Here is a 15,949-nt window from a genome sequence, read left to right as displayed (position 1 = left end):
GCCTCAAAATAACACGGAACCGCCCTTTACACGCAATAATCGTTCCTGCAGGAACAATTTATCACCTCGCCCATCAGGCGCCGAATTTCTTCGATGTGGGGAACCCTTTCGGCGCAATCTTGCCCGCCTGCGCGCGCTTGCCCAAATAGGATTTCCAGTCCTCCACCGTTTGCGTGCGGCCTGACCGGTCGGTCCAGGTGAGACCTTCCTTCTTCGAGAAGAGTTTGGCGTCTGAAAGGCCGTCCTTTTGATATTTTTGCAGGACGACGCCCTTGCCGCGCGTCATCTCCGGCAGCTCTGACGCCTCGAAAACAAGGAACTTCTTGTTGTCCCCGACAACGGCGAGCATGTCGTCTTTAGAGACTTGAGAGGGCGCCGGGCGGCAGACCGCAGCCTCGGCGCCTGAAGCGACATTCAGGACCTGCTTGCCTTTGCGGGTGTTGGACAGACACTCGTCTTCCGGCGCAATGAAGCCATGCCCCGACGACGACGCCAGCAGGAATTTTCGTCCGCCTTCGTAAAGAAACGCCGCCACGACCGCATCGTCATTGCCCATGTCAACGATCAGGCGGATCGGCTCGCCATGGCCGCGCCCGCCAGGCAGGTTCGCAACGTCGAGCGCATAGAACTTGCCATTGGTGGCGAAGAGCATGAGCTTGTCCGTCGTCTGGGCGTGGACGACCCAGTGCTCACGGTCGCCCTCCTTGTACTTGATGGACTTCGCGTCCTCGACATGCCCTTTCATGGAGCGCACCCAGCCCTTTTCCGACAGGACGATGGTGACAGGCTCTTTTTCCACGAGAATGTCGAGGTCGATGTCGTCGATCGCGGGCGCATCGGCAAGATCCGTGCGGCGCCGGCCAAGGTCCGATTTCGGATCGAAGAGTTTTTTTACCTCTTTCAGTTGATCAGCGATTTTCGCCCACTGCTTTTCCTCTGACTTCAGGAGCGCCTTCAACTCTTTCTGTTCTTTCTTGAGGTCTGAATGTTCGGTCTTGATCTCCATTTCCTCAAGCTTGCGCAGGGACCGCAGGCGCATATTGAGGATCGCCTCGGTCTGCGTCTCCGTCAGCTTGAAGGTCTTCATCAACTCCGCTTTTGGATCGTCCTCATAACGGATGATGCGGATCACTTCATCGAGATTGAGATAGGCGATCAGGAAGCCGTCAAGAATCTCAAGACGCCTGGCGATCTTGTCGAGGCGGAACTCCGTGCGCCGGCGCAAGACCTCTTTGCGGTGATCGAGATAAGACTGCAGCACCTCGCGCAGCCCCATGACGCGCGGGCTCCCGTCGGCGCCGAGAACATTCATGTTCAAAGAAAAGCGCGATTCAAGATCGGTCGCCTTGAACAGCGATTCCATCAGCGCCGCCGGTTCGATATTCCCGGATTTCGGCTCGAGAATAAGACGAATATCCTCCGCGCTTTCATCGCGTATGTCGGCGAGCGCCGGGAGTTTTTTCGCCTGCATCAGTTCGGCGATCTTCTCGATCAGCTTTGACTTCTGAACCTGATAGGGAATCTCGGTGACGACGATCTGATATTTGCCGCGGCCAAGATCTTCCTGTTCCCACCGCGCCCGCACGCGGAAACCGCCGCGGCCCGTGGCGTAGGCTTCCTCCATGGAGGCCGCGTCTTCGATGCAGATGCCGCCGGTTGGAAAGTCCGGACCTTTCACATAGCCGAGCAGGGTCTGTGTGCGCGCATTCGGCGTTTTGATGAGATGCAAACTCGCGTCAATGAGCTCGGCCACATTATGCGGCGGGATCGACGTCGCCATGCCCACCGCGATGCCGCTCGCGCCATTGGCCAGCAAATTCGGAAACGCGGCCGGCAGAACGATGGGCTCTTTGCCTTCGCCGTCATAGGTCTCACGGAAATCGACTGTATCTTCATCAATACCGTCGAGCAGCAATTGCGCGGCTTCCGTCAGCCGGCTTTCCGTGTAGCGCATGGCCGCGGCGTTATCGCCGTCGATATTGCCGAAATTCCCCTGCCCGTCGATCAACGGCACCCGCACGGAAAAATCCTGCACCAGACGCACCATGGCGTCATAAATCGCCTGGTCGCCATGGGGATGGAAGTTGCCCATCACCTCGCCCACGACTTTCGCCGACTTCTTGAAGCTCCCCGCGGGATTCAGCTTCATCTGGCGCATGGCGTAGAGGATGCGCCGGTGAACCGGCTTCAGCCCGTCGCGCACATCAGGCAGCGCCCGCGCCGTGATGGTCGACAGCGCATAGGCGAGATATCGCTGGGACAGCGCCTCGTCGAACGGCTCGAGAAAAATCTCCTCGGGCTTCGCCGGCTTCTGGGCGGATTTTTGGGATTTGGCGGATTTGGTCTTGGAACGCTTCATAGCGCCAGTCTCTAGCAGAGTCTCGGGGCTTCGCCAGTCCCTTCCCAGGCTCTGCACGGGACCGGGACGGGCGGCGTTTTCCCCAGCCACGCAATCATGTATTCCGGGCTCATGCTCGCCTTGCTCGCTGACATTGCCGCCTTCCCGCTCATGATGCTCACGCTGGCCGGGGGCGCCATGCGCTTTTCAGCGGAGACCTTCGCCAGTGCAGCCTATTCCGGCGAGGCGCAGACGGCCGCGCTCGCCATCGCCTTTCTGGCGGGGGTTTCGGAAATGCTGGGCCAGTCCGTGATTCTCGTCATCAACCGCGTCGCGCTATACCGGTTTCTGGCGAGCCTCGCCTTTACCGGCTTCACCTATGTGCTGACAGCCCTCGCCTGGGCGCTGTCCGCCGTCGCCGTCGCGCCATTGACGCGCTTGGGCGTACTCGGCCCCCACGAGATCGCGGGGGTGTTCGGCGTGGTGTCGCTGGCTTTCGCGCCGCGCCTGTTCGGCGTTTTTTCAATAGCGCCCTATTTCGGTCAGGCCCTCGGCAATGCGCTTGAGGCCTTCGCTATGGCGCTTGCGATTTTCGGATTGCATGCAGGGTTTGGTCTGCCGCTTCCCGCCGCTGTTTTTTGCGGCGGCGCCGGCTGGATCCTGTCTTACGGCGTCAGGAGCTATCTCGGTCACTTGTTGGCGAAACCACTCGGGCGGGTGCGCGTTTTTGTGTCCGGATCGGCCCTTGAAAAGACACCGAAGCAAATCATTGAGGACCTGGCCCGACGGCTCGGCGTAGAGGGCGACGCATGATTTCCGACGTCCTGCTTGTCGCGTTCGGCCTCGGTCTGTTTGCGCTCATTTTGACCGCCGCCCTCTCGCCGCTTGAAACCTTGAGCTGGTGGGCGGGCTGGACCGAAGAAGAGCTCGATGAAACATCGCCGCCGCCGCCGAACCCGGACGGCAGGCGCAGGCGCTACATCGTCTATCTTTCCGGCGTCGCCTCCCTTTCGGGTGAATTTCTGTTGCCCCGGGAGAAAGCCTTTATCCGCCGGCTCCACCAAAAGTTTCCCGACGCTGTCATCGTCTCGGACGTCTTTCCCTATTCGCCAAACGGCATGCCCTTGCTTGAAAGTCCCCGTTTGTTCGACCGGATCTGGCGGCGCGCGCAAATGCTGAAATTGCGCGAGCGCCAGTCTCTGTTTCACACCCTGATCAACCTGCGGAATATTTTTCAGGTCATGGTGTCCGCCGATCATCGCTATGGCCCGATTTTCAACCAGGGCGCCGCCAGCGTTATCGAAAACGCCCTCATCGAAGACGGTTATGTTCGCGGCTCGGGCGCGCCGGTGATTATTATCGGCTATTCCGGCGGGGCGCAGGTGGCGGTCGGCGCGGCGCCGTTTCTCAAAGCGCGTCTCGGCGCAGATATCGACGTCATTTCCCTCGGCGGCGTGCTCGCCTCCGATCCGGGCCTCAACTATGTGCGTCAGTTGCATCACCTGACCGGCGACCGCGACAGGATTGAACGGGTCGGCGCCGTTCTTTTTCCCGACCGCTGGAAGGTGTTGGCCTATTCCGACTGGAACGCCGGAAAAAAGGACGGGCGTATCCATATCCACCGGCTGCCGCGCATGAGCCATGCAGGCGTGAAGGGATATTTCGGGCGCCCGCCAGTGAATGGCGTCTCAAACGCGGAACGAACGCTGGAAAAAATCGCAGAGTTGATCTGATCGCAAACATAAAAAGAGCCGCAAGCCCGATATTCCGGCGCTTGCGGCTCAAATAAACGCAACAGGAGGGAGAAACTAGAAGTTCACTCTGGCGCCGATCACAAAGCGCCGGCCAAGAACATCGAACACACTTTGGTTATGCTGCTGCGTATAGCCGAAGAACGCATTGTAGTAAGGCGTGATCGGCGGGTCTTTATCCAGCAGATTGGTCATCGTCCCATAGAGTTCAATGCCTGATCCGCTATCCAGCTCGTGGAAATAGCTGAGACCAAGGTCGACATAGAACGCGCCATCCACATGATTGCTGCCGATGTCGACGCCTTCTGTGAGACTGTTCTCGATTGTGCCGCTGCCGATATAGCGCCCTTGCAGGAAGGTGCGGACCGGCCCGTTCTGATAAGTGAGATTGGTTGTGAACTTGAATTCCGGCAACGCATAGGCGATGCCGTCGGACTGTTGCAGACCCGTCTGTCCGGCGCGGTCGATCTTGTTCGTGCCGGCGAGCGTTTCGGAGTTTTCATCCAGCCAGGTGCCGAAAAATCTCCAGCCAAGAGATTCATCGCCGCCAAACAGGCTGACATCGCGCTGGTATGACGTTTCAAGATCAATACCGCTGATCTTGGCCTGATCGACATTGATGAAGACATCGCCGATCAGCACGATCCGGTCCGTCATCGTATCGCGGCTGACCAGATCGCAAAGCTCAAGAGCGCCTTCTTCACAACGGTCAGCGACGGCCTGAACGCCAAGCTGGCCAATCGCGTCGTCGATCTTGACCTGATACCAGTCCATCGAAATCGAGAAACCGTCGATATATGACGGCTGGTAGACGAAACCGACCGTGATCGTGTCCGCTTTTTCAGGCGACACTTCCGGGTTGCCGCCGGAGAAACGGGTTACGTTGATAACGCCGTCGCCCGGATAGCGGGGATCGGTGATCGTCGCCGAACCACCGGTCTTGTCAAACCGCTCCGACAGATTGGCGGCGCGCACGTCGCGCGAATACGTGCCGCGGAGACGGAAATCCTCCGTCACCTGCCAGTCGAGGCCGCCTTTCCACGCCCAGATGCTTCCCGAACCGGAATAGTCGGCCCAGCGGGCAGCGCCATGCAGGGTAAGCTGCTCCATCATCGGCGCATCGGCGACAAGCGGCACCAGCACTTCGGTGAAAGCCTCCGTCACCGTGATCTTGCCGTTGATGTTCGAGACTTTCGAATATTGGAGGCCCACCGTGTTGCCGCAATCCGGCGCGCTGACGCCGCGCAGTCCCGCCGCGATGGCTTCAGGATCTGTGTCGCAAAGCACCGGATGACCATTGTCATGATCCGAAGGCGGGTTGGTGGGATCGCGAACGATCTGGCGGATTTTTTCCTCCCGGTGCGACCCGCCGATCGCCATGGAGATCGGACCGGCGCCCCATCCCTCATAAACTTCACCGCTGGCGGACAGCTCGAACAGATGCTGGCGCATATTGGTAATGTTCACCTTGGCTTCCTGCGTCGAATAGGTGTCCGTCACGCCAAGATCAAAACCGGTGTCCGCGAAGTAAATCGGCGTCGTTATCGTCTCGCCAGGCTCATATCCAACGACCCAGTCGACCGCCGCCTCAGAAGCATTGCCTCTGCCAAAGAGGTTAAGCGGTTCGCAGCCGGCGAAGGTATCGTTGAATAAAGTGGTACGGCAGACGATGTTGCCCATACCGTCATCGACAGCGTCGACAGCGGCGTGAATACGGTCAACGCGCAGGCCGACCTGATACCATTTCCGCGTGTTGCGGCCATATTGATAATAGCCGTCCACTGACCAGTCATTCATGAAGCCGCCATTTTCAATCCGCCAGTTGAAGCCGCCGGTGATGGAATGCATCACGCTGTCGTCGTAAATCCGGATGTCACGGCCAATATCTTCAAGGCTGCCCATGCGCTTCAAAGTGAAGGAATCGATGCTCTCATCCATCATGATCTGCCGGACATCTTCAGGCAGGAAAGCGTTGTCGGCGAAAATCGTGATCGCCGTCGGTGTGCCGTGGAGAGAACCGCGTGGATAGTTCGGCTGATTGGTTTTGTTCTGGCCGCGAATATATTGCCCGAAGACGGTGAAATTATCCGCTAGCTCATAATCCGCATAGGCGAAGATGTTGTTGCGGTCCACATCCGGATAGAGCGACGGCGCCTCAGCGCCGAGATCGTCGCCGCTGCCGCCATTCGCAATGGAGTGACGCGCCGGGGGAATGCCGAACGGAAATTGCGACTGGGCGCCGAGCACAAAAGGCTGAATGCCGGACCCGTCAGACAGAAACTCGGTCTGGTGGAGAGGGGTGCCCGGCGCAAAGATGAGGCCGTCAAAACTCGAATTGGTCGAGACGACATTGGGCGTAAGCTGCGGCACGCCGCCCGCGTCATTGATAAGGCCCCAGCCCTGATACCAGTCGCGGTCCTCATAGCTGAAGACGCCGTCCTGCTCGAACAGTTCGCCGGAGATAAGCAAATGGCCGCGATCGCCGATCTCGGTTCCGAATGAAAGCGAAACTTCGTAATTGTCGCTATCGCCCCGGGTTGTGGAGCCCCACTGGCCGTGGGCCTGCAGCCCTGTGAAATCCGTATCCAGGATAAAGTTGGTGACCCCCGCCACCGCGTCGGTGCCGTAAGCGGCGGACGCGCCGCCGGTCACCGTCTCCACCCTGCTGACCATCGCTTCAGGGAACGCGTTGATGTCAACGCCCCCGAAGGCTGTAGCGGAAATCATCCGCCGGCCGTTCAGCAGCGTCAGCGTACGGTTAATTCCAAGCCCCCGCATGTTGAGATTGCCATACCCGCCGCGCTCGAACCATGTTTGCGAAACGGAGTTCGGCGTCTGGTTGCCAAAAAATTGCGGCAACTGTCCGATGCCCTCGATCATGTTGCCCGGCGCCATGGTGGTGAGCAATTCCGCATCCACCGAAGTCACCGGCACCGGCGTTTGCATGCCCGTTTGCGCAATGCGCGTGCCGGTCACGGCGATGATATCGGAATTGTCTCCGTCGTCCTGCGCCAGGGCCGGCAACGCGGCGAAGCTGAGCACAGCCCCCGCCGCGACGCAGCATGACAATTTTCGTTTAAAGCTCACCGCCCTGCTGGCGGTTCTCTCGCCCCGATTTTTCATTTTTCTACCTCCCTATTTATCTCATGTTATCGCCCAGCTTTCGCAGCCAAGGCGTTCTTCCCTTCGTCAAGGCCGCAGCCCGTTCTCCTCGTGATAAGTCCGCCAGAGCGAAATCATGGTCTTCAGCCGTTCGGTTTCGACGTCGCTCAAATCGTTTTGTTCCTGTGGATCTTCCGCGATGTTGTAGAGCTCCCAGGCGGCGTCATCGGCTTTCGCCGCATCCCAGACGAGCTTCCAGTCGCCGCGGCGCAGCGCCCTGTGCCCGTAAAGCTCCCAGCCGACAGCATTGGAGCTGTCGTGAATTTGCGTCTTTGGATCCTGCAACGTGGCGATGAACGAACTGCCCTTGACCGGAAATACGGTTCGACCGCGATAAGCCCCGTTCGGAAGCTCCGCATCGGCGAGGTCCATGAATGTCGGCAGGACATCCATCGCCGTAATGAACTGATCGTTGCGCGCGCCGCCGTCGATCATCGCCGGGTAGCGCACAAAAGCGGGAACATGAATGCCGCCCTCAAAGCCGGTCGACTTGGCGCGATAAAATGCGACGGAGCTCGCCCGCGCCCAGTTCGGCCCGTACATCACATAGGAATCGCCGTCGCCAAGATTTTCGTAAGAATTGTCACAGCATTGTGCCACCCAATCGGCGATCGCCTCGTTTGTGAGATCGCGGCGCTGGTTTTCAGGCCCGTTGTCGGACATGAAAAAAATGAACGTGTTGTCGTATTCACCGATCGACTTCAGGTAGTCGACAACCTGTCCAATATAGACATCGAGATCGCTCACCATCGCCGCATAGATTTCCATCTTGCGCGCTTCGGTTTTCTGTTCTTCCGCCGTCAGATCTTCCCAGGCGGGCTGGCCTTCGACAGGCGGCAGTTCCTCCGCATCGGCTGAAACGAAACCAAGCTCTTTCATCCGTGCGAAACGGCGCTTGTAGAGCGCCTCATAGCCGTCGTCATACCAGCCTTTGAATTGCTCGATGGAGCTGCGCGGCGCCTGCAACGGCCAATGCGGCGCGGTATAGGCGAGATAGGCGAAAAAAGGCTTGTCGTCGGCGCGATCGGCGTCGATGTAATCAATCATCCGTTCTGTGTAGAAACGCGTCGTATAGAAATCATCGTCGACGGTGACCATCTCTTCGCCGTCGCGATACGGCGCCAGCCCGGGCCCGTTCCAGGACAAGCCGCCAAGATGCGCGGCGCCGTCGATGGAGACGAAAGATTTTTCAAACCCCCGGGCGCGCGGGCCCGTTTCAACGGTGGCGCCAAGATGCCACTTGCCGGTCATGTAGGTGTGATAGCCGGCGTCTTTCATGAGGTTCGCCATGCTGGCGACGCGAAAGTTCAGATAGCTTTCATAGCCAGGCTGGCCTTTTTGCGCTGGATCATTCGACGGATTCATCACCCCGAGACCGGCGATGTGACTATCCGTTCCTGACATCAGCATCGCCCGGGTCGGCGAGCAGGCCATATGGGCGTAAAAGTTGGTCAGCAACATGCCGCTTTTCGCCAGGGCATCCATGTTCGGCGTTGGAATTTCACTGCCGAAGACGCCTAAATCTGCGTAGCCGAGATCATCGGCGACGATCAGCAAAATGTTGGGGCGTTTTTCTTTCGCGTTGCTGGAAGGTGCTTGCACAACGGGCTGGGCCGCGCTCGGCGCCGCATTGCCTTCGCCGCCATTTTGGCAGCTTGCGGCCATCGCTGAAAAGACACAGACAATGGCGTAGCCAATGGTTTTCCAGCGCCGCACGCTTCCCTCCCGCCGCGGGCGCCGCCTTTTATCTGGCTTTAGTTAAAGCGCGCCGCAGATCGAATTTCACCGCCCCTTTTCCGGCGCCGCTTGATGGCGGGTTCCGGATGAGACTTTTCATTTCAGAGGGACGTCGGCGGAAAACCGCACTGGCAACCATGTGCAGGGAGTGTTGAAGGCGGCGCATGGCCGCTCCCGAAAACGCTCCCTTTGCATCGCCGCCGAAATGACGCAAAAATCCATTCGAATCGAAACGGAGTAATGCGGCCATGCGAACTAGGCTTCCACCAGGTAGCCCCTCTTGTGAATATGAACTCATATTCACATAATATTGTCAAGAAGGGGGAAGGACGCCTATGGCTGAAACAGTCGAACGCTTTCCGCAGCAGAACCGGAGCCGGGTGACGGCAGAGCGGTTCATCGCAGCGGCATTTAAATTGTTGGAAAAACAGACCTTTGCGGAACTTTCCGTGGGCGATTTCGCGCGCGCCGCAAAGCGGTCAGTGGGCTCGTTCTACCAGCGCTTCGGCAGCAAGGAAGAGTTTCTGAAAATCCTCATCGTGGATTTTCTCGAAACCGGGGTCGGGGACGAAGCGACATCCTATCTGGAGGGAAAGACCGCCAAAGAGGTCTACTCAAAGTTCCTTCAAAACACCTATGACCGCATCCTGAACCATCGAAATCTGTGGCATGCGGTGCTGGAAATGTCCGCCAGCGATCCCGCTTTCTGGGGGGAGTTCGGCAGCTATCGCGAACAGCGCCTTCAGGACCTGATCGACGCGATCGAAAAGACACCGCATGGAAAACTCTCACAAGCCGAACGCACCCGGCTTGCCGTTGCAGGCCAGGTGTTCAACAGCGTCATGAACAATCAGATCATCAATAGCCCGGGCCCCCTCGCGCTCGACGATGACCAGTTTTTTCCGACCATGGCTAAAATTGCACTGGATGTCGCTGCTCTCGAAGACTAGCCGCACCGCCGGCGCATACTTCGTCAATCAAGCCGGTCATAGACGATGCGAAAGCCGATATGATTGGTGCCAAGGCCGGTCTCTTGCGCGTGGCGTGCGGACGGCCGGTAACGAATGCAGTAATTTTCCGCACACAGATAACTGCCGCCTTTGATGACGCGCACGGGAACGCCGGGGCTTCTCGGATCATAACTCCGGTCAACCGCAGGCCCCTGGGGGTTTGCCCCCTCGCCTTCCTCATGGCCGGGCGCGTACCAATTGGCCGTCCACTCCCAGACATTGCCAATCATGTCATAAAGGCCAAAAGCGTTCGGCGCGAAACAGCCTGCGGGCGCCACCCCTTCAAACCCATCGCGCTTCGTATTCTGGACTGGAAAAATCCCCTGCCATGTATTGGCGTCAGCAGGCGGGCTTGAAGTTGTCTCTGATATGGTTCCGCCAGCCTTGGCCGCATATTCCCACTCCGCTTCCGTGGGCAGGCGGCCGCCCGCCCATTGCGCGAAAGCGCGCGCATCTTCAAACGCGATTTGCGTGACAGGCTCGGATAAAGCTGCGCGCGGCTTTTCGGGGCCTTGCGGATAGCGCCAATTGGCCCCGGCCACATATTTCCACCAGTTAAACGCGCTCAACGACATATTAGGCGATGGCTGGAACACGGCGCCCCCCGGTTCAAGCACGGAAGCATCTAGACCAAGCGCGTCTTCGACTGTCGCCGGGTCCATTATTTTTTCAGCGACGGTCACATAACCGGTCGCCTCAACGAAGGCGGCGAAACGCGCCACGGTGACTTCCGCAGGATCAATCCAGAAAGACGATACCGTGACCCGGTGCGCCGGTCCCTCTTCGGGATAAGCGTCATCCGCGCCCATGACGAAGTCGCCGCCCTCGATGAAAACGGGCTCGGACGGCGCGGCGCAGGCGTTTTCTTCAGCGCTGGTTTCAGACGCAACATCACTGTCGCCGCCGCAAGCGGCCATGAACAGCGACGGCGCGAGCAGCAGCGCCCTTAATCTTTTCAGGTCCGGCATGGTCATGGAACAGCTCAACCTCAACGAACCCGCACGCTGTCAAGATCGCGCGGCGACGTCAAGCTGGCGGCCGCGAGCTACTCAACCCAGTCTTTTCTGAGGCGGCGTGAGGTCAGAAAGAAAAGCCCGGCGGCGATAACGTAAAAGACAGTCCCGCAAAGGATCGCATAACGCAGGCTTTCATCACCAAATTCGGCTTTCAGACTGTCCGAAATCGCGCCAATCGCAAGATTGCCGACGCCGATGCCGATCAGATTGTTGATGAAAAGAAAAATCGCCGATGTCGTGGCGCGCATATTCGGCGGCGCCAAATGTTGAAACGCCGAAAGAACCGGTCCCAGCCAGACAAGGCTCAACGCTTGAATCACAAGGAACGCCGGAAACGCGATCCAGAGCAACGGCGCCGTGACCCCGATCACGAAAAAAGGAATCGTCGCCGCAAAAGCGAAAGCCGGCACCAGCGCATAGGCGCCCTTGCTCTTCGCGCCATAGCGGTCCGCCATGGAGCCGCCAAACCAGATGCCGGCAATCCCACCAATCAGCAGGATCGCTGCGTAAAAATAGGAGGCGTATAATAACGGACCCGGATTTTCCGGCACGAGAAAATCCGGCATCCAGGCAAAGAAAGCCGGCAACTCGTCGCCATAACTACGCACAAAGAAAGACGGCAGCCAGAAAATGAGACCATACCCCATCATGGAAGAGCTTGCGGCGCCAAGGGACAGGCCCCAAAAACTCGGCTTGCCGATAATCGTGCGCAGGACCTCGCCAATAGCAGCAGGCGCCGCCGGGACGCCGGCGCGATCAAGTCCGCCGCGTTTCGGCTCACGCATGGTCAGGCGAAAGACCGGCACAATCGCCAGCCCCGCAAGCCCCACAATGATAAAAGCCTCGCGCCAGCCGAGATAACTCGTCAACACACCGCCGAGCAAAATACCAAGGGCGGAGCCGATCGGAATGCCGAAAGAATAAATGCTGAGCGCGCGGGCGCGTTTTTCCTGCGGGAAATAATCGGAAATAAGAGAATAAGCCGGCGCAACGCCGCCCGCTTCGCCAACGCCGACGCCGAGGCGCGCCAAAAAGAGCTGCGTGAAGTTCTGTGCAAAACCGCAAGCCGCCGTCATCGCGCTCCATACCGCGAGCGCGCCCGTCATGATCCATACACGGCTTTTTCGATCGGCGAGCATCGCAATCGGAATGCCGAGAAAGGTATAGAACAGCGCGAAGGCGAGCCCACCCATCAAACTTAGCTGTGTGTCGGAAAGCGCAAGCTCCGCCTTGATCGGCACGGCGAGAATGCCGACGATCTGGCGGTCGATAAAATTAAACGTGTAAACGACAACGAGCGCAAACAGAACATAAGCGCGATAAAACGGTGTCGGCGCGTTCATCTACTCGCCTGCCTTGTTATCGCCGAGACCATCCAGAAACGCGATCGCATCGGCGACGGTTTCCTCCGGCGCTTCTTCCTGCGCTGCGTGGCCGACCCCGGGATAGGCGATGAGCGCAGCATTCGGCATTAACGCCTGCATCCGCCGTCCTTGTTCAATGGGAATAACCGCATCCGCCTCACCCCAGAGAATAAGCGTCGGCGTTTCAATCTCTGTCAGCGCCGCCGAGGGATCAGGCAATGTAAACTCTTCGAGCGACTTGATCATCGCCGCGCCGTTGCCTTCCCGGCGCATCATGTCGCGCATGGTGGCGAGGCGCTCAGGCGTCAGTTTGTCATCATCGCCATAGATGATGCCCGCGCTTGCGGCGACGCCCGCCTCAGGCGCAGTCATGAGATAGGCTTTCATCGCCGCAGGGATTTCCGCGGGCTCGTCACTGACGCCATTTAGTGAGAAGACGCCAGGCGACACCAGCACGAGCGCCGCCGCGCGATCCGGATGGTCATGGGCGAAGCGCCAGGCCGCCAAGCCGCCAAGGGAGTTGCCCGCAATGATGGCGCGCTCCACGTCCAGCGCATCGAGCACATCGCCGACAACGACGGCGCGCTCGGTTGGCGCATAGCGTTCCTGTGAATCGGGACCCGTCAAACCATGCCCCAGCAAATCATAGCGCACGACGCGGTAATCGCTTTTCAACGCCGCCGCCCATGCGTCCCAGGTTTCAAGACTGTGCGTGAACCCGTGGATGAGCAAAATCACGGGAGCGTCCGCAGGCCCTTCTTCGCGCACACGCACCCGCGCGCCGGCGATATTCACAAAACGGTCCGAGGCTGTGAGATAGGTCTTTTCAAGATCGCTCGCCGGCGCGCCTTCGCTGGCGCGCCAGTAAAGAACGCCTGCTGCGACCGCGAGGATTGCGGTAAGCAATAATATAAAAACAAGAAACTTTTTCATCTTGGTCCTGCGCTCCAAGAGATGAAGGAAAAACGGGGCGGCGGCAAGGAACGCAAGCCGCCGCCCCGTTTCGCGAGGAAGGGATTTCTCCCTAGAACTGCACCTGCACCGTTCCCGTGATCGTGCGCGGCGCGCCGTAGAACGCCGTCAGCACGCCTTCAAGGCCAAGGGTCGGCGTCAGCGGCGTCGCCAAACTGCCGTCTGCATTCTGAGCGACGAAGTTGTAGCCCGCGACCTTGTATTCACGGTCGAGGAGGTTCTTGCCGTGGACGCCAATCTGGAGCTTGCCGTCTTCCGATGTCCAAACAAGGCTCGCGTCAAGAAGGCCGTAACCGCCCTGATCGAGATAAGCGTTCGGCACTTCGAACTGGTTGGTGCGCGACTTGTAGGATGTCTGCGTGATGAAGGCCACATCGCCGCCGCGGCTGAAGAAATTCGCCGGATGCGTATAGGTCGTGGTGAGCGCGCCTGAAAATTCCGGCGTGTTCTGAACGACGCGCTGATCGGAAACATCGACGGTTCCGACCAGGAACTGGGTGTAGTCGGCGTCGATCCAGCCGCCGCCCCAACCGATTGAGAACGCATCGCCCGCCCCGAACATGTCTTCAGCGAGCAGCGCCGTCCCTTCCCATTCGACGCCGAAGAATTCTGCGCCGCCGGCATTGGTGGTGACGCCGATAAAGGTCGGCAGCATGGTGACCGGATCGGTCCCGCCCTGCGAGCCCGGAATCTGGACATTGGTGTAGTCGGCATAGAACAACGCGAGGTTCGATGTGATGCGGCCATCGGCAAGGCGCGCTTTCCAGCCGATCTCATAGGAGTCGACTTCTTCCGGTTCAAACAGGAAGAATTCAAACACGTCGTCAGCGTCAACATCGCCGTCGCCGTCAAAGTCAACCGTCACCGAGCTTGACTGACCGCGCGGATCGAAGCTGCCGCCTTTAAAGCCCTGGCTGTAGGAGGCGTAAAAATTATGGTCGCCATTGGGGCTCCAGGAGAGCGAAACACGCGGGCTGAAATCGGTGAAGGTTTCCTCGCCTTCAAAGTCCGACGTGGTGGCGATCAGAACAGAGCTTGTGCCGCCAAGCGCGGGTGTGTTGCCGCCAATAAAGGTCTGGCGCAAGACGCGCGAAGACCGCTTGTCGCTGGTGTAACGGCCGCCGACCGCAAGTTCGACGCCCGAAAGGCCGACAAGTTCCTCAAGGTCAAAGGTGAGATCGCCGAACACCGACCAGGACTTGGTGTCGACTTCGCCGGTCGTATTGGCGTTGAGGCCCGGCAGCGGACCAAACGGCGCCGGCGTCAAACTGCCGGTCAGGTCAAGAACGACATCAAACGTATCAAACGCGTTGGCGTCGATATAGTAGAAACCAAGGACGCCGGCGACGGCGTCGCTTTCATAAAGAAGCTGAAGTTCTTCAGTGAACTGCTCGTTATCGTAAATGACGGGAACATCCACATCCACCGCCGGCAGCGCGTCGAAATCAATCTGCTGAAGATTGTCGTCCTTGCGCCATGCCGCAATGTTCTTGATGGTCCAGTTGTCGTTAAGCGAGAGCTCGACGTGAAGCGCCGCACCATAGGCTTCCGCTTCATTTTCGCCCGTGATTCCGCCGCGGGAGTCGTAGACATCGTCGAGCACGGGCGCTGCTGAAAAGAAGCTCGGCAGCAGGCGGTGGCCGCCCTTGGCGCTGGATTTGTCTTTCAGATAGTCACCCGCGAGACGGACGAACAGAACATCATTGTCATATTCGGCGCTGGCGCGGAAGGCGAGGAGATCCTTGTCATAATTCTCCTCGCCCGTGGTCAGGTTTTCGCCAAACCCGTTCCGCGACAGATACGCAACTGATCCCCCTACTGCGAAATCATCCGTCAACGGCATTTCCGCCGTACCAACAACATCGAACTGTCCATAGGTGCCGCCCGAAGCGCGCAGTTTGAATGTCGGCTCATCGCCCAGACGCTTGGTCACATATTTAACGGCGCCGCCCACGCTGTTGCGGCCGTAAAGCGTGCCTTGCGGCCCGCGCAACACTTCGATCCGCTCAACATCATAAATATCGAGCACGGCCGCCTGAGGACGATTGAGGTAAACATCGTCCACGTAAACGCCAACACCCGATTCAAATCCTGCGACGGGGTCCTGCTGGCCGACGCCGCGAATGAACGCAGTGAGCGTCGAGTTCGTGCCGCGCGACACTTTTAAGGTCAGGTTCGGCACTGACTGGGTCAGATAAGTGATGTCCTGCGCGCCCTGAAGCTCAAGCTGTTCGCCGCTGATGGCCGTCACTGCAATCGGCACATCGAGAAGCGATTCATCCCGGCGTCGTGCCGACACGACAATGACGTCGCCGCTCGCCTCGGATGCGGCGTCCTGGGCGTTCGCAACGCCGGCGCCAGCTACGACGGCGGCGCTGGCGCAAAAAGCGGCCAGACCGGCGCTGCCGGCGGTCTTCAACAAGGCGGATTTCAAGCGTGATCTCATAATAGCCTCCCTAAACATCGGTATTGTTGTTTTTTCCCACGTTAGAAGGGATTGCCGCGCCGCAGAACGACCCTAGCGCTCAGAGTAACAAGACAAATTCGCTCAATATTCACTCCCGAAGATCGAAATTATGCAAGACGGGAGGCCACTCGA

The 15,949-nt window shown here is 58.9% G+C and carries 10 protein-coding genes; 3 read left to right on the top strand and 7 right to left on the bottom strand.

From position 1 onward, the window contains the following. Nucleotides 1–73: 73 nt before the first annotated feature. The gene (gene parC, locus ACFC5L_RS08915) at nucleotides 74–2,359 is read right to left on the bottom strand and encodes a DNA topoisomerase IV subunit A (protein WP_375204099.1); all 2,286 of its coding nucleotides are present in this window, start codon (nucleotides 2,357–2,359) and stop codon (nucleotides 74–76) included. Nucleotides 2,360–2,455: 96 nt separating this feature from the next. Between parC and ACFC5L_RS08910 the strand changes: the two genes are divergently transcribed. Next, nucleotides 2,456–3,151 carry a hypothetical protein gene (locus ACFC5L_RS08910; RefSeq protein ID WP_375204100.1) on the top strand — a complete coding sequence of 232 codons (696 nt, stop codon included), beginning with the start codon at nucleotides 2,456–2,458 and terminating at the stop codon, nucleotides 3,149–3,151. Then, nucleotides 3,148–4,071 carry a hypothetical protein gene (locus ACFC5L_RS08905; protein ID WP_375204101.1) on the top strand — a complete coding sequence of 308 codons (924 nt, stop codon included), beginning with the start codon at nucleotides 3,148–3,150 and terminating at the stop codon, nucleotides 4,069–4,071. Before ACFC5L_RS08910 ends, ACFC5L_RS08905 begins: the two co-directional genes overlap by 4 nt. A gap of 75 nt (nucleotides 4,072–4,146) precedes the next feature. On the opposite strand, the gene ACFC5L_RS08900 is transcribed toward ACFC5L_RS08905, so the two are convergent. Next, nucleotides 4,147–7,212, bottom strand: a complete 3,066-nt coding sequence (locus tag ACFC5L_RS08900) for a TonB-dependent receptor plug domain-containing protein (protein WP_375204102.1) — start codon at nucleotides 7,210–7,212, stop codon at nucleotides 4,147–4,149. A 66-nt stretch (nucleotides 7,213–7,278) separates the two neighbouring features. Further along, nucleotides 7,279–8,967 (bottom strand): arylsulfatase, encoded by a 1,689-nt coding sequence (locus ACFC5L_RS08895; protein ID WP_375204103.1) that lies wholly within the window; start codon nucleotides 8,965–8,967, stop codon nucleotides 7,279–7,281. A 356-nt stretch (nucleotides 8,968–9,323) separates the two neighbouring features. Here ACFC5L_RS08895 and ACFC5L_RS08890 point away from each other — a divergent pair, with 356 nt between their 5' ends. Continuing rightward, a complete protein-coding gene (locus tag ACFC5L_RS08890; RefSeq protein ID WP_375204104.1) occupies nucleotides 9,324–9,938 on the top strand; it encodes a TetR/AcrR family transcriptional regulator in 615 nt (204 codons plus the stop codon). A 23-nt stretch (nucleotides 9,939–9,961) separates the two neighbouring features. Here ACFC5L_RS08890 and ACFC5L_RS08885 read toward each other — a convergent pair whose 3' ends face one another. The 4 genes from ACFC5L_RS08885 to ACFC5L_RS08870 all read right to left on the bottom strand — a co-directional run bounded on the left by ACFC5L_RS08885 (nucleotide 9,962) and on the right by ACFC5L_RS08870 (nucleotide 15,796). Further along, on the bottom strand, nucleotides 9,962–10,972 hold the full coding sequence (locus ACFC5L_RS08885) for a formylglycine-generating enzyme family protein (protein WP_375204105.1): 1,011 nt from the start codon (nucleotides 10,970–10,972) through the stop codon (nucleotides 9,962–9,964). A 71-nt stretch (nucleotides 10,973–11,043) separates the two neighbouring features. Next, a complete protein-coding gene (locus ACFC5L_RS08880) occupies nucleotides 11,044–12,357 on the bottom strand; it encodes a spinster family MFS transporter (RefSeq protein WP_375204106.1) in 1,314 nt (437 codons plus the stop codon). Then, nucleotides 12,358–13,311 (bottom strand): alpha/beta fold hydrolase, encoded by a 954-nt coding sequence (locus ACFC5L_RS08875; protein WP_375204107.1) that lies wholly within the window; start codon nucleotides 13,309–13,311, stop codon nucleotides 12,358–12,360. Between the two features lie 91 nt (nucleotides 13,312–13,402). Then, the gene (locus ACFC5L_RS08870) at nucleotides 13,403–15,796 is read right to left on the bottom strand and encodes a TonB-dependent receptor (RefSeq protein ID WP_375204108.1); all 2,394 of its coding nucleotides are present in this window, start codon (nucleotides 15,794–15,796) and stop codon (nucleotides 13,403–13,405) included. Nucleotides 15,797–15,949 lie beyond the last annotated feature (153 nt).

This window comes from Hyphococcus sp. (assembly GCF_041986965.1).
Taxonomy (GTDB): Bacteria; Pseudomonadota; Alphaproteobacteria; order Caulobacterales; family Parvularculaceae; genus Hyphococcus.
The sequence above is the reverse complement of the archived record's forward strand: the minus strand, read 5'-3'. Positions and strand labels throughout refer to the sequence as shown.

Coding starts and splice junctions, on each gene's coding strand:
- ACFC5L_RS08910 (WP_375204100.1), top strand. CDS start 2,456: ATGTATTCCGGGCTCATGCTCGCCTTGCTCGCTGACATTGCCGCCTTC.
- ACFC5L_RS08900 (WP_375204102.1), bottom strand. CDS start 7,212: ATGAAAAATCGGGGCGAGAGAACCGCCAGCAGGGCGGTGAGCTTTAAA.
- parC (WP_375204099.1), bottom strand. CDS start 2,359: ATGAAGCGTTCCAAGACCAAATCCGCCAAATCCCAAAAATCCGCCCAG.
- ACFC5L_RS08870 (WP_375204108.1), bottom strand. CDS start 15,796: ATGAGATCACGCTTGAAATCCGCCTTGTTGAAGACCGCCGGCAGCGCC.
- ACFC5L_RS08880 (WP_375204106.1), bottom strand. CDS start 12,357: ATGAACGCGCCGACACCGTTTTATCGCGCTTATGTTCTGTTTGCGCTC.
- ACFC5L_RS08890 (WP_375204104.1), top strand. CDS start 9,324: ATGGCTGAAACAGTCGAACGCTTTCCGCAGCAGAACCGGAGCCGGGTG.
- ACFC5L_RS08885 (WP_375204105.1), bottom strand. CDS start 10,972: ATGACCATGCCGGACCTGAAAAGATTAAGGGCGCTGCTGCTCGCGCCG.
- ACFC5L_RS08905 (WP_375204101.1), top strand. CDS start 3,148: ATGATTTCCGACGTCCTGCTTGTCGCGTTCGGCCTCGGTCTGTTTGCG.
- ACFC5L_RS08875 (WP_375204107.1), bottom strand. CDS start 13,311: ATGAAAAAGTTTCTTGTTTTTATATTATTGCTTACCGCAATCCTCGCG.